This window comes from Niabella terrae (assembly GCF_054783135.1).
Genome location: NZ_BAAGRD010000008.1, coordinates 390,232 through 415,945 on the forward strand (window position 1 = coordinate 390,232; position 25,714 = coordinate 415,945).

The following is a 25,714-nucleotide window of genomic DNA, read 5'->3' on the forward strand; positions in this document are numbered from 1 at the left end:
CCCCTTGTTTTACCAGCAAAATTGCGACCAGTCACCGGAATAAAAAATCCGGAACCTGCGCAGTTTTAACGCTTCAAAGTTAAGGGGCAAAAACTACCTGCTATATTCGACTGACCCATCGAATCCGTTCAGCCTTTTGATCCCTGCATAAAGGTAAAAGCGCCCTTGCGCAATCCGATACCATATTCCAGGTAGGCTTTCATGCAGGCCAGAAAATTGGCCCAGCCCTCGGTTTGCCTGATGGCCCATTGTATGCCGGCTGCGTCGCTGCGGTATCCGGTTTCTGTGACCCGGACGACGGTATCTGCTGCTGCAAGGGATTCCAGTATAATGCTGACTTCGGACTGCGGATCCCAGCGGAACCTGATCTGTGTCGGCGCTGTTAATTCCAGCACCTGCACCGGAAACCGGTCTTCGAATTCGGGAAAAGTCCATTGAACCTCGCCGCCCGTCTCCATGCGCGCGGATCCCGAGGCGATAAAATACTGCCGCATTTCTGCCGGATTTACTACTGCTTCGAATATGATTGCTGCCGGCTTCTGGATGCCTATACTGGCCCGGGCGATAAGTTTTTCTTCCATAATTATGCTATTTTAAGATACCCTCGATTTAACGAAATTAATCATCCATCTAACGCCGAAGCGATCAGTGAAACTTCCGAAATAATCGCCCCAGAACTGTTCCTTTATGGGCAGTTCAATACTGCCGCCTTCAGACAGGCCATTAAATAGCCGGTCGGCTTCCTGCTGGCTGTCCGGAAAAACTGAAATATAACTGTGATTGCCCTGGGTCAATTGGTGTCCCATGGAAGGTAGAATGTCAGCGCCCATCAGTAAATCATTGCCGATAGGAAGGGCGATATGGATCACCCGATCCTGTTCCTCCGGTCCCAGCTTTTCTCCGCCGGGCATATCTTTCATTCGCCGGATGCCGCCCGGAAATTCTCCACCAAATATGGACTGGTAAAAACGAAATGCCGCTTCTGCATGGCCGTCAAAATTGAGGTAAGTGTTAATTTTATTCATGATTATTAATTGTTCCTTTTAGTAAGTTATGCTCCCATCCGCAGGAAGCGCGCAATCTGATCTGCTGTAAAATCGATCAGGACGGTGTCCAGATTGCCCGATTCATCGGCCATCATATAATGTCCGTGTCCTGAAGGTAAGACCAGTAACCGCGAAAGTGGTATCCAGTCCTTCAGGAGACCAAAATGACTGGCTGCGACAACATCCTGGTCCCCGCCAATGATCAGCACCGGTCTGGTAATGCCCTGGAGACCTCCGGGTTCCATATCCGGGAATGCCAACATGCGCTGGCGGTCTTGCTCGAACATATGTTGCAGCAACGCTTCATCAGGCTGAATGCTAAGGAAGCGGGTGCGCAGGTGGACCGGCATATCGGATAAACGGGCCGTTTGCATCATTTGATGGAAACCCGCCGGCAGGGCAGCCGCGCTGACGACCGGTGATGCGGCGATAGATTTTTCTACGCGATGTGGATAGCGGCAGGTGATCCCGAGAACCGTAGTGGCGCCATTACTGAAACCAAAAAAAGATGCTTTCCCTATCCCCAGAGCGTCCAGCAAACTTATCGTGTCAATACCGTCTTGTTCAAAAGTCTGTGGGATATCACGGTGTTCCGAGTACCCGTGGTTCTGCAGGTCCACCAGAATCATTCGGAATCGATCCAACAGCCTGCTGGTCATTTGTTCAAAATCGAAAAAGGCATCGCTGCCGCCGCCGTGCAGGCAGACGAGATCAGGCCCTTCGCCGTAAATCTGATAATGTAGGTGGATGCCGTTTACCGGCAATTGTTCCTTTTTTTTCAGTTCCATGACCCTTTAATTCTTACCGTTGAGTCCCTGGGATGCCCGGGCAGCAAATGCGGCACGGATTACGCAGCGCTTTTTACTTTTTTAACTGCAAGCCTACCTGTTCGAGTGCTTTTTTCAGAATCGGAAGACTGTGCTTCCCCAATCCGTGCAGGGACAGCAGTTCGGCTTCGCTGAACTGTGCTAAGGCTGCTGGTTCCCGAATGCCGGCTGATTCGAGCGCCCTTCGTGCAGGTGCCGGTACGGCGACAAAGAAGGACTTGTTTTTTTCAGATGCACAGCGGGGGCAAACCTCACAATCGCTGCTTTTGTAGTACCGGTGCCCCTGGGGGCATATATGTAAACGTTTCCCCATAACAAAGCTATTACATATTAACAGGCAGGGGAACGGTTGATTCCACATAATTTTTAAACCGTTCCAGCACCGACTGGCAAAAGGACTGCTGCATTTCCAGTGGCGTATTGGCCTCCGGTTCAAATTGTTCCCGCAGGATGGTATTCCCATCAATCTGCTGAAACTCAATTATCGTATGCTTGCCATTATCCTGTACGTATTCGATATACTCACCCGGGATGATCCGGGTATAACGTCCTTTATGGTCAAAGCCGTCACTGCCGTTCAGAAATTCCATACGAAAAAAGAAACGCCCGCCTTCTTCCATATTATTTTCCACATAGGGGCAATGCCAGTTTTCGAATGGAATATTCCAGCGCTGAATCGCTTCGGGCCGGGTCCAGTGATCCCAGACCGTTGCAGCCGGGCGACTGATCAGCACTGTGGCTACCAGATATTCCTGTTCCATATTAACTTCTTTAAAGTTCTTATTTCATTGAATGCAGTCCAAACATATTGCCTTCCGTATCTTCTACCAGACTGCAAAAGCCATGAGGTCCCAATGACATTTTAGCGGTGTGTACTTTTCCACCAGCCGACTGTACCCGGGCCTCTTCTATCGCACAGTCCTCGCAATGGAAATAGATAATGACATTGCTGCCGCCAGCCTTCATTCCTTCCATCTTTACCAGGGCGCCATTGGTGCCGTATTTTTCCATATCACCACTGAATGATTTCATTTGCGATGTATCGGTAGGGTCGGACATCGATTCAAGTTGGGTGTCCAGTACTTTTTCATAAAATGCGGTGGCGCGATCCAGATCATCGACATAGATTTCGAACCAGACAGCGTGTTTGATTGTTGGCGTACTCATAACATTATTTTTTTAGATGATTAATCATACGGATGGATCAGTGCTTTTGCAGTTTTTTACCATAGCAATAGGAAAGGGCCAGAATCACCCCGATCACCACCGGCATCAAGATGAAGCCGATCTTGCCATCCACTGCCGCATGACTGATCGATGCGAAAACAAGATCAAAACTCAGTCCCGCATATGCCCACTCCTTTAAAGTGGCAGGCACCCGGGGCAGGGTAATGGCGGTTGCGCCCAGTACCTTGGATATAGCCAGGGCGTAGGCAAAATAGTCAGGATAGCCCAATGGGCGAGTACCGATGGTGACCTGATCCGGCGCAAAGAGCAGGGAAAACAGCGGCATCAGACCTTCAAATGCGAAAATAATCAGGGTAGTGGTCCAGAAAATAATTTTATTTTTTTTCATTGTTGAATTTTAGGGTTGAAAAATCCTGTTAAGTCTTAGTCAGCGGGGTGTTCCATTTTACTGGCATCGGCGAACATGACTTCCCATTGGTGGCCGTTCAGGTCCGCAAAACTGTGCTGATACATCCAGCCATGGTCCTGGGCATCACTATAAGTGCTGCCACCATTTTCCAACGCGGTCCGGACGATGGCATCCACCGCTTCGCGGCTTTCCAGTGCCAGACATAGCAGTACCTGGGTACGATCGCTGTCTGCCAGCGGACGATTGGTAAAGGTTTTGAAATAACTGTCGTCCAGAAACATCGCGTAAATATGCCCCTCGTCGATGATCACACATATGGCTTTCTCATCGGAGAACTGTTCATTGATTGTAAAACCCAGCCGGGTCCAGAACTGACGGGTGGCAGCGACATCCCGGACGGGCAGATTGACATAGATTTGACTTACCTGCATATTTAAAAGTTTTTATTTGATAGTTACAGACCAACCCGCCGGAAGGGCCGAAGGGATGCTGTGGGTTTAAAGAACAAAAATCGTTGCGGCAACAAAAATAATACGCAGTCGGCTGCAGATGGCTTGTCAAATGACAAGTTATAGCGGCTGGTAAACCGGGGGGTCATACGGACAGTTCCTGCAGGAATGTTTCGCCCAGAACGAGCAACCGGTTTTGCAGATCGGCATCGGGCAGACCGGAACCATTGATACGACCCCGGATGCCAGGAATCAGCAGACAGCAGTTTTCAGGCAGGCGGCTGCCCAGGGTCTGGAGGATTTCCCGGATTTCCGCAAAAGCTTTCCGACCATCAGCCGAAGCCAGGATCAGTGCCAGCGGCTTATCGGTGAACAGCGTCGTTGCGACCATCCATTCCAGCAGATTTTTCAAACCGGCCGGTATGGAGAAAATATACTCCGGGCTGGAGATCAGGATCCCGTCTGCTGCCGCTATTTTGTCCCGGATGGCCAGAATGGATGGAGGCGGCTCCTGCAATGAAGCGGCGGGGTCAAAATGGGGCAGCGTTCTGAGCTGCTCAAAATACTCCAGGCTGACCCGGTCCTTCAGGGCGTCCGCCAGAAACTGCACCAGTTTTAGATTGGAGGAGCCGTATTGGGCACTACCGATAATGGCCAGGATTTTTTTCATAAGGAATTTGCTGTGTGGTTTTATGGTCAGACAGAAATTTCCTTTCGGATCCGGCTAAGTGAACTGTCTGTAACACCCAGGTAAGAAGCGATCTGCTTGAGTGGGGCCTGCTGTACAATCAGGGGTTTGGATTCCAGCAGTTTCAGATAACGATGGGTGGCGGTCTCTCGTACCATATCAAGTGAACGTTGTTTCAGGGCAAATAACTGACTGGTGAACCAAAGTCGGCCCCATTCAGAAAAGCCGCGGATTTGATGATACAGCTGTTGAAAATCCTCAAAAGCAATTTTCCACAAGACCAGATCGGTAAGTGCCTGCAGACTTTCCTGGGAGGGAATGCGCTGAAATAGCGAAGTGGGTACAATGACGATATCTCCCGGTATGAAAAATTCGGTGGTACTTTCATTGCCATCGTAATCCAAGGCAAATGCCCGTACCAGGCCTGATTCCAGCAGGTAATATTCATTAGCCGTCCGCTGTTCTTTCAGAAAGACCGTACCCTTTTCCATTTCGATCCTATGGTGCGCCCCTGCGATTTCTTCGAGGTTTTCCAGGGTCAGCATGGGATGCTGATACATATTTTTTATGATTGCATTCATGGTTACAGATTTGGCAGATTGAATAGATTTGATCCAAAATTAAATCCGTTCACCCTTTTAGCTCCATATTTTTTTGTTGCGACCGATTTAGCTGGTTTCTTTTACGGAGTCTGCAATCTGATCGTCTTCAGGGCCGGAGGATTTGTCAATGGCCTGGGCCGGATTGCTCAGCAACTCATGACTCTCTTTATCATACATGCCATCCAGTTCATCTACGATCGTGCCCTTCCACAGCGGCGTGCCGGAAAAATAAGCGGTGCGGGCGATCATATGGGCCGCAATGGGAGCGGTAATGAACAGAAAAAAAATAATGGCCGCCGATTTCGTGAGTACCGAGACATCATCCGGGAACATGATTGCTGCACAAAGTAATAACAGCCCCACACCCAGACTGGAAGCTTTCACGGTCACAGACAGGCGCAGGTAAAAGTCCGGCATTCTCAGAATACCGATGGATGCGAATAAAATAGCCAGTGCGCCAATGGTGCTGATGATGGCTAAAATAAGATCAATCATCTTTTTGTTTTTCAATATAATAAGAAAAGGCAATGGTACCCAGAAAGGCAATCAGCGCCAATATTATCGCGACATCCAGTAGTACTTTCTGATTCTGCCGGATGCTGTAAACGGTAATGATACCGATTCCAATGGTAATAATCAGGTCCAGGGCGATTACCCGGTCCATAATGGTAGGTCCCCGCCAGAGGCGAATGAATACCAGTATTACCGAGATGGTAAGAATCGGCAGAATTACAAAATCAAAATAATTTGCGAGTGTCATCTTAATATTTCCAATAGTCTGCGTTCCAAACCTGTTTTTAAATTATTGACAAAGCTTTTCGCGTTTGTCAGATACATCACGTGGATATATACGACTTTCTTGTCCTTACTCACATCGATAATCAGGGTACCGGGCGTGAGGGAAATCAGTGTCGACAATACATTGATCTCAAAATCCGTCCGGGCATTCATGGGATAACGAACGATGCCTGGTTTGAAAAAATACCGCGGCGTTATCACATCATAAGCCACCTGTATATTGGCTTTGATAATCTCATATAAAAAATACAGGACAAAGGTGAAAATCTTCGGCAACCGATAAAAGTACCTGCGGTCTTCTTCTGCGCGGTTCATGATCCACAGGACAATAAAACCAAGTATGAACCCGAACAGAAACCCCGTATATGTCAGGGAACCTGTCAATGCCACCCATATAAAGGAGAGCAATAAGTTCATTAAGAAATTCTTTGTCATGTCTTTCTGTTTTTATTTCGACAACACCGCCCGGATATAAATTCCCGGATCGGTGAGCTCTGTCGCTATCCGGCCGGCGACCTTCAGGATGGTTTCCGCATTGAGACCAATATACAGCGACACGGCTCCCAGCAGGCCAATCGGCAGGACCAGCAACCATTTCCGGTATACTGGCAAAGGTTCAAATTTATCTTCAAGTTCCCCGTCCTGGGGCGGGTTTTTCCAGAATACTTCTGCCCAGAGGCGGGCGATTACGTATAAAGTGGCGAGACTGCCGACAATCAGTGCCGCTACAAAAAAATACTGCTTTTCGATAAAGGCCGCCTTGAACAAATCAATTTTGGGCCAGAATCCCGAGAGGGGTGGTATGCCGACCAGCGAAAAAAGCACAATCGCGATCAGCAGTGAAATTTTAGGATAATCCCGATACAGACCACCCAGCTTAAGCATACTCATGGAACCCCGCAACTGACGAATCAAACCAGCAATCAGGAACATATTGGTCTTAACCATGATATCATGAATCAGATAAAATATCGTTCCGGTCAGCGCAATGGTGGTAAACATCGAGATCCCTCCCATCATAAAGCCGATATGACATACAATTAGATAAGAAAACAGCCGACGGATATTCGTTTTATTCAGCGCACCGAAAACACCGGTTAGAATTGTAAAAACGGCCATAACCATTAGCAGGTTCCTGGTAAAGCTGTCAGGAGAGAAAATCAGGCTGCTGACCCGGAGCATGGCATAGATACCTACTTTGGTCAACAATCCTCCGAAAGTCGCCGCCACTGCCGAAGGAGGCGTGTGATAGGAAGATGGCAGCCAGTAATACAGCGGGAAAACCGCCGACTTGATGCCAAATCCCAGTATAAAAAAGATAGAAGTGATGCCAATCAGGGAACGGTTTTCCACGTCATGGACTTTCAGTGAGAGATCGGCCATGTTCAGCGAACCCGTAATCCCATAAAGAATACCGATACCTGTGAGAAAAAACATCGAGGCCAGGATATTCATGGACATGTATTTCAAGGCGCCTTCGAGTTGGGTTTTGCGGCCTCCCAGGGTCATCAGGACAAAGGAAGAAATGATGATGACTTCAAACCAAACATATAAATTGAAGATATCGCCGGTCAGAAAAGCCCCGTTGAGACCCATCAGGAGGAAATGAAAAATGGGAAAATAGCCGTAAAGCATCCGCTGACGGCTGAGTCCCGCTGCGGAGAACAGGGACACGGCAAAACCCGCAATGGAAGTCAAAAGCACCATCGTACAGCCCAGCAGATCGGCGACAAATACAATACCGAAAGGCGCCTGCCAGTTAGCGGAGTTCACGGCAAAAGGTCCATTGTTGTATACCTGGATAAAGAGCATGATGGCGGTCATCAGGACCAACATCGCGCCCACCACAGAAAAAATCCGCTGGGTCACTGTCTTCCGCCATGCAATCAACTGCGCGATGGCAATAAACAAATGAATAAATATGGGCGCAAATATCAGATTGCCTGTCATATATCGTCTTCTTCCGGGGTGTTTAAATTGTCTAAATCATCTGTTCCCAACTGGGCATAGACCCTTTTGAGCAATACAATTGCAAAAGCAGTAAGGGCGAAGCTGATCACGATGGCTGTAAGAATCAGCGCCTGGGGAACCGGATCGGCATAATCCGGGCTCAACACCATTTCATTGGCGCCAATTACAGGCGGTTTACCTTTTACGATCGATCCCAGTACAAAAATCAGGGTATTGGTGGCACTACCCAGCAACATGATACCCAGTAGCAGTTTTACCAGACTTCTTTTCAGGATCAGGTAGATACCGCCGGCATAAAGCAGGCCCATAACCGCTATTAATAACAATTCCATACCTAGTCTTCAGTTAAGGAAATCGTGAATAACATGGTGAGTACCACTCCCACTACCACCAGGTAGACCCCGGTATCAAAGAACAGGGAAGTACCCACTGCTCCCAGAAACGGAAGGGGTGAATCCAGCCAGAGGCCCGTCATCGGCGGCAGCCCGAAAAACATGGGTAGGCTCACACTGAACACCGCTATGCCCAGGCCAATCGGAATCAGTGACAGGGGTTTCCTGCGCAGCAATTTCATGGTGGCTTCCGTGCCATTGGCAAAACTGTGCAACACGAATGCAATCGATGCTACCAGTCCGCCCACGAACCCGCCTCCGGGGAAATAATGCCCCCGGAGCAGGATAAAGATCGAGAAGAGCAGCAGGATCGGCAGTAAATACCGGGTCGCCGTCTGCAGAATGATACTTCGCATATTATTCTTTTTCGGAGGGTTTTAACCTCAGTCTTAATAAATTATATACGCCGATGGCGGCAATACTGAGCACTACCGTCTCAAACATGGTATCAATGCCCCGAAAATCAACCAGGATCACATTTACCACGTTTTTGCCCTTGGCCAGGGAATAAGCCGCCTGGTCATAGAAATCACTGGTTGCCGTATTGATGGGTTCATGGTGGACCCGCAGGGCCACCAGACAAAGTATGGCACCAAAACCCAGTGATACAATAATATCCCGATAACGCTCCCTGCTGGTACCCAGCTTAAGGAAGGGTGGCAGTTTATAGAGCACCAATACAAAAAGTACGGTGGTCAGGGTATCGATCGTGAACTGGGTCATGGCCAGATCCGGGGCGCTGTAAAATACAAACATCAGACAGATACAGTAGCCAATCACGCTCATGCTGACCACGGCCGTCAGCCGGGCGCGCGTAAGGATCATGATGAACAGTGCACCCACCAGTATCAATACCACCGCTACTTCATAGATGGTGAGCATGGCCAGACTGTAATAATCGATTTCTATGGGGCCCCCCAGCCAGAGTTTGTAGGCCAGCAGGATCTCGGTAAAAACGATGATTTTGAGGTGATAGGATCTCAGATAGCCGTTATGGAAGAATTCCGTAAAAGCAGTGGCCAGTTTCATGATGCCATCGGCCAGCTTTTGAAATACCGCTTCTGCCGACCAGCCGTTGATCACGGCCATCACCCCCCTTGGTGCCTTTTCCGGACGGATCATCAGGTATACCAGTGTACCCGCTGCCAGGGTCAGCAGGCTCAGGAGCAGCACCAGGGTAAAACCATGCCATAGCCTGAGCTCCATACCGGTCGTATTGCCAAACATAACATCCGCGGCGGGCTGGCTAAACCACTGGCCGGTCAAACCCGGCAAAAAGCCGAAGAGTACCCCGATCAGACCCAGGATCAGCGGTGTAACCCACATGGAGATGGCTGGCAAGTGCACCTGGCTGTACCGTTCCGGCAAGGGCCCGGTAAAGGGTCTTATTCCCGCCAGAAAGCCCGCTGCCACCAGTCCCGTATTTGTCAAAAACGCCAGTCCTGTCAGCAATAGGGCGCTGTTTCCTGCGCTCAGACTCGCTTCATAGATCAGGTCCTTTCCGATGAAACCCCAGGTCAGGGGTAGCCCCGCGCTGGATAAGGCAGCCAGCAGCCCGGCAATGGCTACCGGTAATAATACTTTTCTCAATCCCGCCAGCAACCGGATATCGCGGGTACCGGTTTCATGGTCAATAATACCTGCCACCAGAAATAATGCCGCTTTATACAGGGCGTGTACCAGGATAAAGACACTGGCAGCGATAATGGCCTCCCGGCTTCCCATGCCGATCAGAAAGACCAGGACACCAAGGGCTGCGATCGTGGAATAGGCCAATATCCCTTTCAGGTCGGTACGGGAAAGGCTGCGAAAGGCAGCCAGAACCATGGTAATACCTCCTGCAATCATCAGGGTATAGGACCAGGCACTGGTGCCGCCCAGTATCGGATTGAACCGGGCCAGCAGGTAAATACCCGCTTTAACCATGGTAGCCGAATGCAGGTACGCTGATACCGGCGTAGGGGCTTTCATCGCAGCCGGCAGCCAGAAGTGAAAGGGAAACTGTGCAGATTTAGTAAAAGCGCCCATACAGAGCAAACCCAGCATCAGCGGATAGAGCCGGTGGCTGGTCAGGAGTTCCCGATGGGCCATGAGTTCTGAAATCTGATAAGTACCCGCCACCTGGCCGATCAGAATCAGTCCCGCCAGCAGGAAAAAACCGCCCATACCGGTAACAGTCAGGGCTGTTACGGCACTTTTGCGGGACGCATGGTCGTTATTATTAAAACCGATCAGGAAAAAAGAGCTGATACTGGTCAGTTCCCAGAATATAAAAAGCAGCAGGATATTGTCTGCCATAACGATGCCCAGCATGGCCGTCATAAAAAGGCAGAGATAGCCGAAAAAACGATCGTAAAAAGCCTGACCTTTCAGGTAGGTTCTGGCGTAGAAAAATATCGCCGTTCCGATGCCGGTAATTAAAAGCGCAAATAGCCAGGAAAGGCCATCCAGCCGGAGATCGAAATTAACCCCGAGACCCGGCACCCAGTCAGTTGACTGAAGCATAACCGCACCAGCTGTGATATCGGGCGCATAGCTTAGGAAATAGGCAAACAAACACAGGGGGACCAGCGGCAGGAGCAGACTCCACCGGGACCGGAAAAACCGTCCCAGAACGATAAGCATCACTGCTGTAAATAAACCTGTTAAAACACTAAATAGCATGAAGAAAACTTTGTTTGCAATGGGGCTAAAAATAAGTAAATCAGGTGGTATTTCCCGCATAAAATGTCATGGATTTTAAACCCTGTTCCGGTGGGCCGGATGGCCTCAAATTCAATAGCCGAGAGCATTGCAGCCTTCCAGTGGATCTAAGATTACCAGAGGAAATATAGGAGCACGAGCGGTGGACGCTGCCTGCCTGGACCCAGATGCATGATTTTTTGTATTTTTAATCCAGTTTTGTTCGCCGATTGCCAGGAACCCTCTTATTCGGTGCTGCGGTACAGCAGCAAAAGATGAACGGCGGCAGATTGCTATTAAATTATTAAGCCATGTTTGATATTTTTCAGGAACTATACAATGAGGTAACCGGTTTTTTTGGATTAGGTGCTCTCATTGAAATGATCAAAAACAGTAATTACGAAGTGCTCACCACTTTTGACGGGATTCGTATTTTGATGGGACCGGTAATACCGCTGTTGCTGGTTTTTGAAATCCTGCGGGCGCTTTTCTATAAGAAATTTAAGATCGAAGATTATAAAATGCCGTTTCTGGTATTTGTGCTAAATCGATTTATCTCGCGATTTATTTCGATTGCAGCAGTTGGTTTTTGTATCGGTTTATTTGAAAAACATGCCCTGTTTCACAGTACCATCACCTGGTATTGGCTCCTGTACGGATATGTGATTTGGGAATTCGCACATTTTATCTATCATTACCTGGCACATAAGGTTCGGATTCTATGGTGCCTGCATTCCACCCATCATGCGCCGACAGAAATGAACCTTTTTGTGAACTTCGCCCATTTTTTCCTCGAAGCGCCTTATGCGGATGTGATCCGCACTTCGATCTGTATCCTGATGGGTGTGAGTCCGCCGCTCTTGTTTGTCATCATGTTTATCGATGGCATCTGGGGCTCCTTTATCCACGCAGGTGAGCATATCCTGAAAGATGGTCGGCTGGGATTCCTGCAGAAAATCCTGCTGACGCCCTCGCACCACCGGGTGCATCATGCGCGTAACCCCCTGTACATGGATACGAATTTCTGCAACCTGCTCAATATCTGGGACCGGCTCTTTAAAACCTATCAGGATGAGGACAGGGCAATCAAGATCGAGTACGGTATTACCCGCCAGATGAATCCCAACAGCCTATGGGATGCCTATTTTGGTGAGATAATCTGCCTGGCGAAAGATGTGGCCAGAGCGCCTGGTATCAGGAATAAACTTTTATATATTTTCATGCCGCCGGGCTGGTCCCATGACGGCAAACACAAAACGGCTAAAATTGCCCGGGAACAATACCTCGGACAGCAGGCGGCGACATCCGGTGAGCAGGAGGATTATTCAGTTGCCTGACGGACTTTACGACAATTGTCACAACGGCCACAGTCTTCCAGACCGGTCTGACCAAAATAGCTACAGATGATCTTATTGCGGCAACTGTCGGTTTCCTGCAAATAGTCGATCATGGCCTGGAGCCGTTGCTGGAACCAAGCCTTCCGTTCCCGGTGCTGCACGAGGTTGATCTCCAGCAGTGCAGTTTTGATGCGGGGCCGCATCAGCATCAGTTGGGCTTCGGTTTTGCGCGGCTCAAAGACAATGACCCGGTCCCGGGCCAGCAGCTGTAACTGCTGCAACAGTTGGGCGGAGTCGATGCGCAGCTGCCGCGCCAGGTAGGATTCTGAAACCGTTACCAGGTTGTCATAAATTCCTTCATAACTACGCAGCAGGCTTTTGATCAGCGGTTCCAGGGTCGGGTGGCTGCTTTCATACTCATACAACACTTCCTTGTACATATTAAACCGCAGCTGGGGTGGTTTAAATACCTGTTCGGAGAAACTGAGCCAGCCATCCTGTTCCAGGGCCTTGAGCCCATAGACTGTGGTTTGAATGTCCAGTCCGAATTTCTGTATAAAATCCTTCAGGTTAAAATCATAGCTGGTACCCGGCGCTTCGCCCTCAGGCAGTTGCAAGTAATGCACAGCACTGCGGTAGACTTGCCGGATTGTATTCAGCGGCGGATAACGGAGCTCGGGCAGTCGGTTGAGAAATTCGATAGCACCCTGATTATACAGCAGTACGGCTACCGCCGGAGCGCCATCCCGGCCGGCCCGCCCCGCTTCCTGGTAATAATTTTCCAGACTGTCGGGCGGATCCGCATGCACCACCAGTCGGACATCGGGTTTGTCAATGCCCATACCGAAAGCGTTGGTGCAGACCATGACCCGCAATTGATTACTGATCCATTGCTGCTGCCGCTTGCTCCGTTCCTCGGTGCTGAGCCCGGCATTGTAGTATTGGGCAGTAATGCCCGACCGACTCAATGCTTCTGCAATTTCACGGGTGCGTTTGCGGGTACTGCAGAAAACTATAGCGGGTCCGGGCGTTTTTTCCAGGATCCGGTGAATGGCATCCATCCGTTCTTCTGTTGACCAGCCGATTTTCAGCACCCGGTAGGAGAGTTCCGGTCTTTCAAAACTGGTTTTAAAGATGCGCCAGGCGGAAGCTTCTTCGGTGGGTGTCGGTACCGGGGAATCGGGCGGTTGCAGTTTATCGCAGATATCCTGCTGTACCACCGGCGTGGCAGATGCCGTCAGGGCAATCAGCGGAATACCCGGAAGTTCCGTTCTTAAAGCCGCAATACGCAGGTAAGCCGGCCGGAAATCATAGCCCCACTGGGAAATGCAATGCGCTTCATCCACAGCGATCAACCGGATATCCAGGGCCTCCAGGTAAGATCTGAACAAGGCGGTGTCCAGTCTTTCAGGGGAAACATACAGGAATTTGCAATTGCTCCGGCAAGCGGTTTCCAGCACACTGGTAATTTCAGCCCGGCTCATACCGGTGCTGATCATCAGGGCTGTAATGTTTTTCTGTCGCAGCTGTCTTACCTGATCCTGCATCAGCGCAATCAGGGGAGAAACTACCAGGCAGAGGCCTTCCCGGGCCAGCCCTGGTATCTGATAGCAAAGAGATTTTCCACCCCCGGTGGGTAATAAAGCCAGGGTATCATGACCCTGCAAAACCGCATCGATGATTTCCTGCTGCAGCGGCCTGAAACCATCAAAGCCAAAATATTCTCTGAGAATTTCCCTTGCGATTGCGCTCATATCGGGCGTTAAGTCGCTCCTAAATTATAAAATTTATTCGATTCGCCTTTGGCGGCTGGACTGCTACCACCTGGCCCTGAAGCCGTCGGCGCCTTAATCCAGTTTTTTCACCAACAGGCGACTGCTGTTCAGACCCAGCACCAGATCACTAAACGCCATCACCAGGGCGCCCAGCTGGGGGGTCAGCAGGCCGAAAGCCGCTACAGGAATGGCCACAATATTGTAAGAAAATGCCCAGAACAAATTGCTTTTGATGGTTTGATAGGTATGTCTGCCCAGACCCAGCGCTGTTGGCAGGGTTTTCAGGCCATGCCCTACCAATACCACCTGGGCAGTCTGCAGGGCCAGCTGGGTGGCATCACTCATGCTGATGCCGACAGTGGCTTTTGCCAGCGCCGGTGCATCATTGATCCCGTCGCCCACCATGGCCGTGGGGCTGGCTGCATTCCGGTCAGCGATGATCGCCTGCTTTTCCTCCGGAGATTTTTCGGCGATCACTTCATCAATGCCCAGTTGCTTACCGATGGCCGTTGCTTTTTGTTGCTTATCGCCTGTGAGCAGGATGGTTCGGATATTTTTACTGCGGAAATAGCGAATAACCGAGGCGGCTTCGGGCCGCAGCTCATCGGCCAGATCCAGATAGCCGATTAGTGCCCCGTCCCGGGTAATATAGATGGCATGGCTGTCGTCAGAGGTCAGTCCGGCTACTGTTGCGTAAGATCCGGCGCCATACTGATGACCTGCACGATCACGCGCCTGCATGCCCGCTCCCTTGATTTCGTCCACCTGTTTCCATACGATCGGCCGGGCCGTTTTCCACTGCTTTGTAATGGCCCGGGCCATCGGATGGTTGGAATATTTTTCCAGGGAATAGACCAGTTGCCTGAATCCGGCATCATCGAGCGCCGGGTCCAGGATCTGATAACCGGTGATCGAGAAATCACCCGTTGTCAGGGTGCCGGTTTTATCGAAGACCACCTGTTGGATGTCCTTGAAATGCTCCAGGCTGGTGGCATTCCGGAACAAAATGCCGTTGCGGGCACCCCGACCCAGGCCTACCGCAATAGCCGCCGGTGTGGCCAGTCCCATGGCACAGGGGCAGGCGATCACCAGCACGGCAATGGCGCGCATCAGCGCAGGTGTGAATGCGGAAAGTGCCAGCCAGTTGATGAGCAAAGTACAGGCGGCAATGCCCAGCACCACCGGAATAAATAGGGCACTGATTTTATCCGCCAGCAGTTGCACTGGTGGTTTTTCCCCCTGGGCCTCCCGGACCATACTGACGATTCCCGCCATGACGGTATCCGTGCCCACAGCTGTCACCTGGGCCTTAGCATTGCCATCGGTAACGATGCTGCCGCCGATCACCCGATCCCTGGATTGACGGCTTACCGGGAGGCTTTCGCCGGTAAGTACGGCTTCATTGACCTCCACAGTGCCCGAAAGTATTTTTGCGTCTGCCGGGACCTGGTCACCGGTGCGCAGCAGGATCAGGTCGCCGCTTCGCAATGCGGTACTTTCTACCGGGAAAATATTTTCATTATAGTCCTTGTCGTAAGCGATCATATGGGCCATGACAACCTGGGACCGGGAAAGCTGATCAAGTTGACGCTGGGTAGCCGCTACGGTTCTTTCCTCTATAAAATTGCCCAGGAATACCAGCGTGATAACGGTGGCGGCCGTTTCAAAAAAAACATAATCCGGTTGGCCGGTAATAGCGCCGTATAAACTGTAGACAAATGCTGCCGTGGCGCCGATGGCGATCAGCACATTCATATTAGGCATCCGGTTGCGGATACTGCTAAGGGCACTTGCGCCAAAATAGGCCATGCCGGTTATATATACCGGCAGGCAGAGTACCAGCTGGACCCAGGGCTGCGTGATCCAGCTATGGTGCATCGCCGGGATCATGTGCAACATCAGGACCAGGGTAAAAGGCAGGCAAAACCAGAAACGCCGGGCATTGTTTTTCAGCCAGCCCCCTGAAGCTCCGTGATCATGATCATCTGTATGCGCACCGGAAGCAGCGGGATCCGCGACCTTATAACCCAGCGATTCCAGTCCTTTTGACAGCTGTTCACTGCTGCTGTTTTCCGGTAGTTCGAAACTTACCGCCCCGGTTGCAAAATTCACCCGGACGGACCGGGCTCCCTCGCGGTTGAGGTATTTATTGATGGTCAGGGCGCAGGTAGCACAATCCATTCCCGACACATTCCATTGTATTTTTTCTTTGTGTTCCATACACGGTGATTCAAGAAATACAAAGGTATTCAATGCCGGAAAGAATGGAAACCCACCAGGGGCTTATTATTAAAACATGGTTGCAGAAAACCCGGATATTATTGTTATCCCGTTGCAATAACGGGACCATCGGTTGCCGCAGGTTCCAAGATTTCCTTCCACCGGTGGGTTTCGGCATAGTCCTTAATGATCTGATTGCGGGTCTGCAGGAAATGTTGCATATAGGAGGTCAGGTAAACCGTGTTGAAGAGCCGTCCCAGCCAGCCCAGTGGCGATTCAAAATAGAAATAATCGGCCATCAGGACATCATTTTTTCTTTGCAAAAAATAATGGTCATGTTCCATCTTTTTGAAGGCCCCCCGCAGCTGTTCATCCCGGAAATAATAGGGCCGGTCGAAGGCGGTGATTTGGGAGGTTAAATGCTGTCGAACACCCAGATGGGTTGCCTGCCAGGTGACAGTCTGGCCGGCACCGATCAGGCCAGCGGTAACACCAGCTACGGCTTTTTCCCGGGTCGCCGCAGTGGAAAGCTGATGCAGGGTAATGCTGCGACTCAGGTCAAAGCATCTTTCCATTGGGGCGTTCACGATAATTTCTAACTGGATTAAAGGCATGATCGTTTTTGGATTATTGAGACTGTAAATTATCGGTTTTTAAATAATAATAGCGGAATACGAACAGAAAATTTCTGTAGGTTTGTCCCCCGCTACCGCGGTTAAATTTTTTTATACATATGGAATACAGAATCGAAAAGGATACAATGGGCGAAGTAAAAGTGCCTGTTGACGCGTTATATGGAGCCCAGACGGCCCGCTCCATCGAGAATTTTAAAATCGCCAGGGACACCGATAAGATGCCCAGGGAGATTATTGAGGCTTTCGGATACTTAAAAAAGGCAGCGGCCATCACCAACCAGAAAGCCGGTGTGCTGGACAAGAAGAAAGCGGACCTGATCTGTGCCGCCTGTGATGAAATCCTGGATGGCACCATTGGCCGCGAAGCTTTTCCGCTGGTGGTCTGGCAGACGGGTAGCGGCACCCAGAGCAATATGAATGTGAATGAAGTGGTGGCTTACCGGGGCCATTTGCTGCAGGGCGGTCAGCTGACCGATAAAGAAAAGTTTCTGCATCCCAACGATGATGTCAATAAAAGTCAGAGCAGTAATGATACCTTTCCTACGGCAATGCATATCGCGGCCTATAAATTGCTGGTGGAGTGCACCCTGCCGGGTATTGAAAAACTACGTAATACGCTGAAAAAGAAAAGCCGTCAGTTCATGAAGGTGGTTAAGATCGGCCGGACCCATTTTATGGATGCCACCCCGCTCACCCTGGGTCAGGAGATCAGCGGCTATGTCGCCCAGCTGGATCATGGACTGCGGGCCATCCGCAACAGCCTGGAACATCTGTCTGAACTGGCACTGGGCGGTACCGCTGTCGGTACCGGGATCAATACACCTGCCGGGTATGACAGGAAAGTGGCTGCCGAAATCGCCCGACTGACCGGACTGCCCTTTAAAACGGCGCCCAATAAATTTGAAGCCCTGGCAGCACACGATGCCATTGTGGAAGCACATGGTGCCCTGAAAACCGTCGCCGTCAGCCTGATGAAGATTGCCAATGATATCCGGATGCTTTCTTCGGGACCGCGTAGTGGTATTGGCGAAATCCGTATTCCCGACAATGAACCGGGATCTTCTATTATGCCAGGAAAAGTCAATCCGACGCAATGTGAAGCATTAACCATGATCGCCGCCCAGATCCTGGGCAATGATGTCGCGATAAATGTCGGTGGTGCCACAGGGCATTTTGAACTGAATGTGTTCAAACCCGTCATGATCGCCAATTTCCTGCACAGTGCCCGTCTGATCGGTGAGGGCTGCATTTCCTTCAATGATAAATGCGCTACCGGGATTGAACCCATTGAAGAAAATATTCAGAAGCATGTGGAAAATTCGCTGATGCTGGTCACCGCGCTGAATACGAAAATCGGCTACTATAAAGCCGCTGAAATTGCGCAAAAAGCCCATAAGGAAGGTACAACGCTCAAGGAAATGGCTGTAAAACTGGGCTATGTAAAACCCAAACAGTTTGATGAGTGGGTGGTGCCGGCTCAGATGGTGGGTAAAATCAAATAAGTGGTGCTGTACCTGATCCCCTGCTGCCCGGGTAGCAGGGGGCAGGTACAGGCGTCAGCCGGCATATAGGTGGGGGAATCCGGATACTGGGTATCCCCTGAATTAGGGATGTCCAAAATTTTGTGGCGGGCCAAAAGCCCCTTATCTTTAGGCTACCAATAACTGTAAATTGTATTGAGAAAAACACCCAAAGTCCGCCAAAAGCCCCTCCATGTCGCTTTAAGCGGATTTTTTTTGTCCCTTACCTTGCTGCGGGACCCGGATCGGTACCGGTAATCAGGGTTGTTGCGTTTTGATCAAGGGAGGCCGTTGCGGTTTCGTTATCCGACACTTTTTTATAGAATCTTTTCTGAAAGACCAACAGGGTAATAACGCCGGTGGAAATGGCGGCGTCTGCAATATTAAAAATGGGACTGAAAAACTCGAAAGGCTGGCCACCCACCCAGGGCATCCAGGAGGGATAGGTGGTTTTAATCATGGGAAAATACAGCATATCCACAACGCTGCCGTGCAGAAAAGAGGCATAACCCGGACTACTCATGCCGGCTACGCCCGCATAACCGATATAATCGCCGATCGCCGGGTCATAATGCAAACCTTTATCAAACAGCATACCGTAGAACATACTGTCAATCAGGTTGCCCAGGGCGCCTGCGTATATCAGGGCCACACAGATCATAAATCCCCTGGAATATTTTTCCCGGGCAAATTTAACCAACAGCCAGCTACCAAAGATAACAGCGACCAGTCGGAACAGGGTCAGGGCGACTTTGCCGCCTTCATTACCGAATTTCCAGCCCCAGGCCATCCCGCTGTTTTCAATAAAATGCAACCGGGCCCAATCCAGCCCAAAAATCCGGGTGACCTCACCGATCGGATAGTGGGTTTTGATATAAATCTTGACCAGCTGATCTGCAATCAGCACCAGTACTATAATCAATATTGCCGTACTTAACTTACCCGCTTTCATAAGGCTGCAAAGATAATACCCGCGACCGAATCTATCAGTTAATCTTGGGATTTTTGCGACCTGCTGGTCCCGGCGCTTGCGAGGCCTACTGAGCCCCGAAACCTGATGCGGGACAATAAATGATGAACGGTGGATCGATTCTGCCGTATTTAACTACATTTACATTCCACTTAATAGATTTAGGTATGATAAAGAACATTTTGTTTGCAGTGGCGGCCTGCAGTACCCTGACCGCCGGGGCACAAAAAGCCGCTGATGCAGCGGATTTTGCCAAAGTCATCCAGCCTTCATGGATCCAGCAACACCTGTCGGTGATTGCCAGCGCGGAAATGGGCGGCCGGGACACGCCTTCTCCTGGTTTGGAGAAAGCAGCGGAATATATTGAAAGCCAGTTCAAGTCCTTTGGCGTGAAACCCGCCAATAAGGGCAGCTACCGCCAGTATTTTGAACTGGAATCCAGCAGCGCTTCGCAGATGGAACTGACCCTGGGCGGTACCCGCTATACGGCTTTTACGGATTATGCGCCCTGGATTTCGATGCCGGAGCAGGCCGAATTGCAGTTTTCCGACTATGTCTATGTAGGTTACGGACTGGTGGATGAAGGCATTGATGATTATAAATCCGTGGATGTCACCGGTAAACTGGTGGTGCTGCTGGCCGGCCAGCCGCAGGGTTTTACCACGAAGAAGAGCCGCCGGCAATCACCGGCTTTTACCGGAAATAAAATCGAGAACGCCCGAAAAAAAGGCGCGGCTGCAGTCCTTATCATTTCTGAAGTCCTGCCCGATGCGGCTTCGGTCAGTGATCGTTACCGGCCGGTGCCGGACGAAGCTGAGGCCGAGGCGACAAAGGCGATCCCTGCTTTCTATATCAGTGATAAAATTGTACAGGAAACCGGCAATCATTCGATCAGTGACCTGAAAAAAATGACCGGTACCCAAATTACCGAACCGGCCGTCATGCCGGGTACGGCTGCGATCAAATACCAGTCGGGCAGAAAAACCGCCCGGGTCTCCAATGTGCTGGGTATGATAGAGGGTACTGATAAGAAAGACGAGTACCTGTTTGTGACCGCCCATTATGATCATGTGGGAACCGATGCCAAAGGCAATATCTATTATGGAGCTGATGATGATGGTTCCGGTACGGTCGCGGTAATGAATATGGCGGCTGCTTTTGCCCAGGCCAAGAAAGCCGGCAAAGGTCCCAGGAGGACGATTGTATTCATGCTGGTCTGCGGTGAAGAGAAGGGGCTTTGGGGCTCTGAGTATTATTCCGAGCATCCGGTATTTCCCCTGGACAAAACCACGGCAGATCTGAATATCGATATGATCGGTCGGATCGATACCGAAAGGATGCTGGCCGACACCCTCAATTATGTCTATGTGATCGGACACAATAAACTGAGTTCCGATCTGCAGCCCATCAATGAAGGGGCTAATAACAAATATACCCGACTGACCCTGGATTATAAATTCGATGACCCCAACGATCCGAACCGGATTTATTACCGGAGTGACCATTATAATTTTGCCCGCAAAGGCGTGCCCATCCTGTTTTTCTATGATGGCATGCTGCAGGCAGATTATCACAAACCCACGGATACCGTAGATAAGATCAATTTCCCGCTGCTCACCAAGAGAGCGCAGATGATATTTTATACTGCCTGGGATATCGCCAACAGGGATGCACTGTTGAAAAGAGATATTCCTTTGACCCAGTAAACACTTTCAACCAGCAGGCAGGCCGCTTCCCTTAACCGGAGCGGCTTTCTGCTTGAAACAGGCGTCGTAATGAAGGAGACCTTGTACCTGCCATTAATTTTAGGATGTTTTTTGCTGCTACCGCCGGGGATGCTCTGTGCACAGCCGGCGCCGGCCACAGTTAGGCCCGGTTGGCATTATCTGGATCCCCTGACAGACGGCTATCGGGGGATCAGTCTGAACCAGGCCTATCAGTTGTTGCAGGGGCGCCCTGCTACCGAAGTGATTGTAGCCGTCATTGACAGTGGCATCGATACCCTGCAGCCGGACCTGCAGCCGGTACTCTGGTCCAATCCGAAAGAAAGGCCCGGTAATGGCCGGGATGATGATGGTAATGGGCTGGTGGATGACTACCATGGCTGGAACTATCTGGGTGCCCCGGACGGCGAGAACCTGGCCATGAGCATCAGCGAGGAATACCGGACCTATCACCGGTTCAAAGCGCAGTTTGAGGGACGAACGGTTGATACGACGGTGCCGGCCCGGCAATGGCAGTTCCGGGAATGGTCCCGGGCCAAGCAACGTCTGGAAACAGCCCGTGATCAGGCCAGATCGGCGATAGGCCGGGCCGAACAGAATCTGGCAGCGATCCGGTCGGCCGATCAGGCGATGCAGGGATGGTTGGACAAGGTGTTGTATACGGTGGCGGACCTGGATTCCGTCCGCAGAACGCTCGAAAATCAGCCCCTGATCGATTGGTGGCGGAGGCGATTTACGGAACGGGGCGGCGGCAGCAATGTCTCGATTGTAAAAACCTATGATGACTATTGCAAGGGACTGCAATCCGATCTGGTGAAATTGGAACAGCCTCCCGATCCGGTCCGCGACCGGCTGCTGAAGGATGACGGATATGATATCCGTCAGATCCATTACGGAAACCATAATCTGAGCACCCACAGCGGGTACCACGGAACCAGCGTAAGCAGTGTGATTGGAGCAGTACGCGGCAACGGGCTCGGTATAGATGGTATCGCCGACCATGTCCGCATCATGATGATCCGCGGCATTCTGGGCAAGGATGAGTTCGATAAGGATGTCGCCCTCTCGATCCGTTACGCAGTGGATCATGGTGCCAAAGTGATCAATATGAGCTTCGGGAAATATATTTCACCCGATAAGCAATGGGTGGACGAAGCCCTGGCATATGCGCTTTCGAAAGATGTACTCCTGGTGCATGCCGCCGGCAATGATGCTTCGGATAATGACCGTATTGATAATTACCCGGCTTCAGTTACCCTGGAAGGTAAACAGTTGCCCCATCTGCTCCAGGTGGGTGCCTCCGGTGATGAAAGTCTGGGAGCGGTGGTCGCTCCTTTCAGTAATTATGGTGCAGGTTCAGTGGACGTTTTCGCGCCGGGGATGTCTATTGAGGCCGATATCGCAGGCTCGGGTACCCAGCTGGCCAGCGGCACCAGTCTTGCCAGTCCCATCGTCGCGGGTATTGCAGCCCTGCTCCGGTCTTATTTCCCTGAGCTGACCGCGACCGAGGTGGCGGAGATTATTAAAGCATCCGGAACGAAGGTGAACGAAACGGTGATCCGACCTGGTACAAGCGATGAAAAAGTTGCCTTTTCTACACTTTGTCGTACCGGTAAAATTGTCAATGCCGCCGGGGCGGTCCGGCTGGCCCTGCGCCGGCAACAAAAAGTATCTCCGCATCAGGATTAACGTTCTAGTTCCCGGATCAGTTCCGCTACCAGCGAGGTCCAGCCAGTCTGATGACTGGCGCCCAGGCCGCGACCGGTATCGCCATGAAAATATTCGTAAAACAGGATCAGGTCCTCGTTCCCCGGCCTTTTGAAAAAATCATTATAGGGGCCATAGACCGGCCGGTTGCCCTGGGGGTCGCGTCGGAAAAGGCTGACGACCCTTTTGGTCAGTTCCCGCGAGACATCTGTCAGGTTCAGTTCCTGACCACTGCCGGAGGGGTATTCTACTTTCAGGCTGTCCCCATGGAAACGTCCCAGCCTGCGGATCGCCTGGATGATCAGAAAGTTGATGGGCATCCAGACCGGTCCCCGCCAATTCGAATTACCGCCAAACATATCGGAAGTAGAATCTCCCGGATCGTATTGAATGGTGTGGACTTCACCATTCAGGGTAACGGAATAAGGATGTTCCTGATGGTATTTGGAAAGCCCCCGGATACCTCCGTCCGAAAGGAATTCATTTTCATCCAATAAGCGCTTTAGCAGGGCGCAGAGCCGGTCCGTGCGGACCAGGGATAAAAGGGTATTGCCGCTTTCCACATGGGCTTCATTGGGCCAGAACATATCGTTCTTCAGCCTGTATTTTTTGAACCAGTCATACCGTTTTTTGAAATCGGGCAACCGTTCAAATACCGTATGATCTATAATACTTACGGCATACAGGGACGTGAGGCCGACAATCGACCGGATGCGCAGGGGCTGCGGTGCGGCATCAGAACGACAAAGCACATCATAGAAGAACTGATCTTCATCATTCCAGAGAATATGCTGATTGAGCGCCTCGGCGATCAACACAAAATGTTCGAAAAACTTGGTCACCATATCCTCGTAGGAAGGGTCTGCCAGAGCAATTTCCAGGGCAATATCCATCATGTCCAGGGCATAGATGCCCATCCAGCTGGTGCCGTCAGCCTGTTCCAGCTGGAGGTCTCCGGTATCATGTATACTCCGGTTAAAGACACCAATATTATCCAGGCCCAGAAACCCTCCTTCGAAAATGCTGTCGCCGCTGATATCTTTCCGGTTGATCCACCAGGTAAAATTCAGCAGGAGTTTATGGAAGACTTTTTTCAGAAAACTGATATCGCCCTTTCCTGTACTGCGCTTCTCAATTTCATAAATTTCCATGGCTGCCCAGGCCTGTACCGGAGGATTGACGTCGCTGAAGTTCCATTCATAAGAAGGCAGCTGCCCGTCGGGTTTCATGAACCATTCCCGCATCAGCAGCAGGAGCTGGTTCTTGGCGAAAGAAGGATCCACCACTGCCATGGAAATACATTGAAAAGACTGATCCCAGGCGGCATACCAGGGGTATTCCCATTTGTCAGGCATGGAAATAATGTCCTGGTTTTTCAGGTGTTTCCAGTCGCTGTTGCGTCCATGTGCCCTTGCGGAATCGATGGGGGTAATGCCATCGGACCTGGTCAGCCAGCGTTCCACATCATAGTGATAATATTGTTTACTCCAGAGCAGTCCGGAGAGCGCCTGTCTTTGCAGGGATTTCATTTCCGGATCGGTACTGCCCTGAAGCAATGCCTCGTAAAATGCGTTGGTTTCTGCTTTACCCTGCTCAAATATTTTTTCGATGTCCGCGAAGGGCGCCGTGGTGGCTTCCTGATTGATCCGGCAGTAAATATGGACGGTCTCGCCCGCCGGAACCTCGCGACGGTAAACAGGCGCAAACTTGGTTCCGGTTTTCCGGTCGCGAAGCGCGCTGGTATTTTTGTCGTGAAGGATGGCGTCATGGAATGCGTCCTTGGTGAAAATGCTTTTGTTGGCACTGCCATTGACCTTTTCCATATTGGTTTCATTGTCCGTGTACAATACATCATCCGACGGCTGGTAATAAAAATAATAATTACCCAGCCGGGGGTGGGAAGCCAGTATGGTATGTTCCGCAACAGGTTCCATCCGGGGCATCGTTTTTAAGCCGCCGTATTGCCAACGGTTATAGAACCAGAGTTGAGGCAGCAGGGTGATGGGCGCTGTCTCATGGTAGCGGTTGGTCATACTGATCCTGATCGCGATATCGGTACTATTATATTTGGCATAACTGATCCGGATATCAAAATACCGGTCGGCATCGAATATGCCGGTATCCAGTATCTCATATTCAGGTTCCAGCTTGTTCCGTTTGGCATTTTCGGCTTTCAGCTGTTCGTAAGGGAAAGCCTGTTGGGGATATTTATACAGGTATTCCATATAATAGTGGGAGGGGATATTGTCCTGATAGAAATACAGTTCTTTCACATCCTCGCCGTGGTTGCCATCATAATTGCCCAGCCCGAAAAGCCGTTCTTTCAGGATGGCGTCCTGACCATTCCAGAACGCCGGTGCAAAACAAAGGTTTTGAAAATAATCAGAGATGCCCGCCAATCCGTCTTCTCCCCAGAGATAGGCCCGGTAATGGGCCTGATCAAAAGGCAGGTAGCCCCAGGTATCCGCATGTTGGCTGTAATCTTCTCTAACGGTACCCCATTGACGTTCACTGATATAGGGCCCCCAGGGCTCCAACGGGACCGCTTTTTTAGCATTGGTTTTTAATCTGTTATGTTCCTGTGTCATCCTCGTTCCTTAAATTTTTTATTGATGTCGCCGGTTCATTACCCTCCAGTTCCGGGATTGCCCGGTGGATGGTTCATGATTTTTTAATTGGACCCCGAAGATCGAAAAAATGTGCAATATAGTCTGGTCAAAAAAGCCAGCCGAATTTTACCGATTCATCCCGATAGGAAATGGAACAATAACCTG

The 25,714-nt window shown here is 50.6% G+C and carries 26 protein-coding genes; 4 read left to right on the forward strand and 22 right to left on the reverse strand.

All coding sequences use genetic code 11. The features are described 5' to 3' along the window. Positions 1-128 precede the first annotated feature (128 nt). The 17 genes from ACYVI9_RS09870 to ACYVI9_RS09950 all read right to left on the reverse strand — a co-directional run bounded on the left by ACYVI9_RS09870 (position 129) and on the right by ACYVI9_RS09950 (position 11,094). Positions 129-581, reverse strand: coding sequence for an SRPBCC domain-containing protein (locus ACYVI9_RS09870; RefSeq protein WP_460764022.1), 453 nt, complete (start codon positions 579-581; stop codon positions 129-131). Between the two features lie 12 nt (positions 582-593). After that, entirely contained in the window at positions 594-1,025 is a 432-nt protein-coding gene (locus ACYVI9_RS09875; protein WP_460764025.1) for a VOC family protein, read from the reverse strand. A gap of 26 nt (positions 1,026-1,051) precedes the next feature. Continuing rightward, positions 1,052-1,834 carry an alpha/beta fold hydrolase gene (locus ACYVI9_RS09880; RefSeq protein ID WP_460764028.1) on the reverse strand — a complete coding sequence of 261 codons (783 nt, stop codon included), beginning with the start codon at positions 1,832-1,834 and terminating at the stop codon, positions 1,052-1,054. Positions 1,835-1,907: 73 nt separating this feature from the next. Then, positions 1,908-2,186, reverse strand: a complete 279-nt coding sequence (locus tag ACYVI9_RS09885; RefSeq protein WP_460764031.1) for a helix-hairpin-helix domain-containing protein — start codon at positions 2,184-2,186, stop codon at positions 1,908-1,910. A 10-nt stretch (positions 2,187-2,196) separates the two neighbouring features. After that, entirely contained in the window at positions 2,197-2,634 is a 438-nt protein-coding gene (locus ACYVI9_RS09890; protein ID WP_460764034.1) for an SRPBCC domain-containing protein, read from the reverse strand. 19 nt (positions 2,635-2,653) lie between these two features. Continuing rightward, the gene (locus ACYVI9_RS09895; RefSeq protein WP_460764037.1) at positions 2,654-3,040 is read right to left on the reverse strand and encodes a VOC family protein; all 387 of its coding nucleotides are present in this window, start codon (positions 3,038-3,040) and stop codon (positions 2,654-2,656) included. Positions 3,041-3,077: 37 nt separating this feature from the next. Then, positions 3,078-3,449 (reverse strand): DoxX family protein, encoded by a 372-nt coding sequence (locus ACYVI9_RS09900; protein WP_460764039.1) that lies wholly within the window; start codon positions 3,447-3,449, stop codon positions 3,078-3,080. Between the two features lie 35 nt (positions 3,450-3,484). Continuing rightward, positions 3,485-3,901 (reverse strand): VOC family protein, encoded by a 417-nt coding sequence (locus ACYVI9_RS09905; protein WP_460764042.1) that lies wholly within the window; start codon positions 3,899-3,901, stop codon positions 3,485-3,487. Between the two features lie 163 nt (positions 3,902-4,064). Then, complete coding sequence (locus ACYVI9_RS09910; protein WP_460764044.1) at positions 4,065-4,589, reverse strand: NADPH-dependent FMN reductase; 525 nt, start codon at positions 4,587-4,589, stop codon at positions 4,065-4,067. A gap of 26 nt (positions 4,590-4,615) precedes the next feature. Continuing rightward, positions 4,616-5,188, reverse strand: coding sequence for a Crp/Fnr family transcriptional regulator (locus tag ACYVI9_RS09915; protein WP_460764046.1), 573 nt, complete (start codon positions 5,186-5,188; stop codon positions 4,616-4,618). An 87-nt stretch (positions 5,189-5,275) separates the two neighbouring features. Beyond that, positions 5,276-5,704, reverse strand: a complete 429-nt coding sequence (mnhG, locus tag ACYVI9_RS09920) for a monovalent cation/H(+) antiporter subunit G (RefSeq protein WP_460764048.1) — start codon at positions 5,702-5,704, stop codon at positions 5,276-5,278. Continuing rightward, complete coding sequence (locus ACYVI9_RS09925) at positions 5,697-5,969, reverse strand: cation:proton antiporter (protein ID WP_460764051.1); 273 nt, start codon at positions 5,967-5,969, stop codon at positions 5,697-5,699. Before ACYVI9_RS09925 ends, mnhG begins: the two co-directional genes overlap by 8 nt. Next, entirely contained in the window at positions 5,966-6,442 is a 477-nt protein-coding gene (locus tag ACYVI9_RS09930; RefSeq protein WP_460764053.1) for a Na+/H+ antiporter subunit E, read from the reverse strand. The genes ACYVI9_RS09925 and ACYVI9_RS09930 overlap by 4 nt, the downstream gene beginning before the upstream one ends. Before the next feature lie 12 nt (positions 6,443-6,454). Further along, complete coding sequence (locus ACYVI9_RS09935) at positions 6,455-7,957, reverse strand: proton-conducting transporter transmembrane domain-containing protein (protein WP_460764055.1); 1,503 nt, start codon at positions 7,955-7,957, stop codon at positions 6,455-6,457. Beyond that, the gene (locus tag ACYVI9_RS09940) at positions 7,954-8,310 is read right to left on the reverse strand and encodes a Na+/H+ antiporter subunit C (protein WP_460764058.1); all 357 of its coding nucleotides are present in this window, start codon (positions 8,308-8,310) and stop codon (positions 7,954-7,956) included. The genes ACYVI9_RS09935 and ACYVI9_RS09940 overlap by 4 nt, the downstream gene beginning before the upstream one ends. A 2-nt stretch (positions 8,311-8,312) precedes the next feature. Further along, the gene (locus ACYVI9_RS09945) at positions 8,313-8,726 is read right to left on the reverse strand and encodes a Na+/H+ antiporter subunit B (protein WP_460764060.1); all 414 of its coding nucleotides are present in this window, start codon (positions 8,724-8,726) and stop codon (positions 8,313-8,315) included. Position 8,727: 1 nt separating this feature from the next. Then, positions 8,728-11,094 (reverse strand): putative monovalent cation/H+ antiporter subunit A, encoded by a 2,367-nt coding sequence (locus tag ACYVI9_RS09950; RefSeq protein WP_460764063.1) that lies wholly within the window; start codon positions 11,092-11,094, stop codon positions 8,728-8,730. A 269-nt stretch (positions 11,095-11,363) separates the two neighbouring features. Between ACYVI9_RS09950 and ACYVI9_RS09955 the strand changes: the two genes are divergently transcribed. Continuing rightward, complete coding sequence (locus tag ACYVI9_RS09955; RefSeq protein WP_460764066.1) at positions 11,364-12,389, forward strand: sterol desaturase family protein; 1,026 nt, start codon at positions 11,364-11,366, stop codon at positions 12,387-12,389. On the opposite strand, the gene ACYVI9_RS09960 is transcribed toward ACYVI9_RS09955, so the two are convergent. The 3 genes from ACYVI9_RS09960 to ACYVI9_RS09970 all read right to left on the reverse strand — a co-directional run bounded on the left by ACYVI9_RS09960 (position 12,374) and on the right by ACYVI9_RS09970 (position 16,959). Continuing rightward, entirely contained in the window at positions 12,374-14,143 is a 1,770-nt protein-coding gene (locus ACYVI9_RS09960) for a RecQ family ATP-dependent DNA helicase (protein WP_460764069.1), read from the reverse strand. The two genes, ACYVI9_RS09955 and ACYVI9_RS09960, sit on opposite strands and share 16 nt — an antisense overlap. 93 nt (positions 14,144-14,236) lie before the next feature. Then, on the reverse strand, positions 14,237-16,384 hold the full coding sequence (locus ACYVI9_RS09965) for a heavy metal translocating P-type ATPase (protein WP_460764071.1): 2,148 nt from the start codon (positions 16,382-16,384) through the stop codon (positions 14,237-14,239). A gap of 104 nt (positions 16,385-16,488) precedes the next feature. Further along, positions 16,489-16,959 (reverse strand): SRPBCC family protein, encoded by a 471-nt coding sequence (locus tag ACYVI9_RS09970; RefSeq protein ID WP_460764074.1) that lies wholly within the window; start codon positions 16,957-16,959, stop codon positions 16,489-16,491. A 158-nt stretch (positions 16,960-17,117) separates the two neighbouring features. Between ACYVI9_RS09970 and fumC the strand changes: the two genes are divergently transcribed. Then, the gene (fumC, locus tag ACYVI9_RS09975; protein ID WP_460764076.1) at positions 17,118-18,521 is read left to right on the forward strand and encodes a class II fumarate hydratase; all 1,404 of its coding nucleotides are present in this window, start codon (positions 17,118-17,120) and stop codon (positions 18,519-18,521) included. A 241-nt stretch (positions 18,522-18,762) separates the two neighbouring features. Here fumC and ACYVI9_RS09980 read toward each other — a convergent pair whose 3' ends face one another. Further along, the gene (locus tag ACYVI9_RS09980; protein WP_460764079.1) at positions 18,763-19,491 is read right to left on the reverse strand and encodes a lipoprotein signal peptidase; all 729 of its coding nucleotides are present in this window, start codon (positions 19,489-19,491) and stop codon (positions 18,763-18,765) included. Between the two features lie 185 nt (positions 19,492-19,676). Between ACYVI9_RS09980 and ACYVI9_RS09985 the strand changes: the two genes are divergently transcribed. Together ACYVI9_RS09985 and ACYVI9_RS09990 are read left to right on the forward strand one after the other, a co-directional pair. After that, positions 19,677-21,215 carry a M28 family peptidase gene (locus ACYVI9_RS09985; protein ID WP_460764081.1) on the forward strand — a complete coding sequence of 513 codons (1,539 nt, stop codon included), beginning with the start codon at positions 19,677-19,679 and terminating at the stop codon, positions 21,213-21,215. A 69-nt stretch (positions 21,216-21,284) separates the two neighbouring features. Beyond that, complete coding sequence (locus ACYVI9_RS09990) at positions 21,285-22,922, forward strand: S8 family serine peptidase (protein ID WP_460764083.1); 1,638 nt, start codon at positions 21,285-21,287, stop codon at positions 22,920-22,922. Here the strand turns inward: ACYVI9_RS09990 and ACYVI9_RS09995 are convergent. Next, positions 22,919-25,528, reverse strand: a complete 2,610-nt coding sequence (locus tag ACYVI9_RS09995; RefSeq protein ID WP_460764085.1) for an MGH1-like glycoside hydrolase domain-containing protein — start codon at positions 25,526-25,528, stop codon at positions 22,919-22,921. The genes ACYVI9_RS09990 and ACYVI9_RS09995 overlap by 4 nt on opposite strands. Between the last annotated feature and the right edge of the window lie 186 nt (positions 25,529-25,714).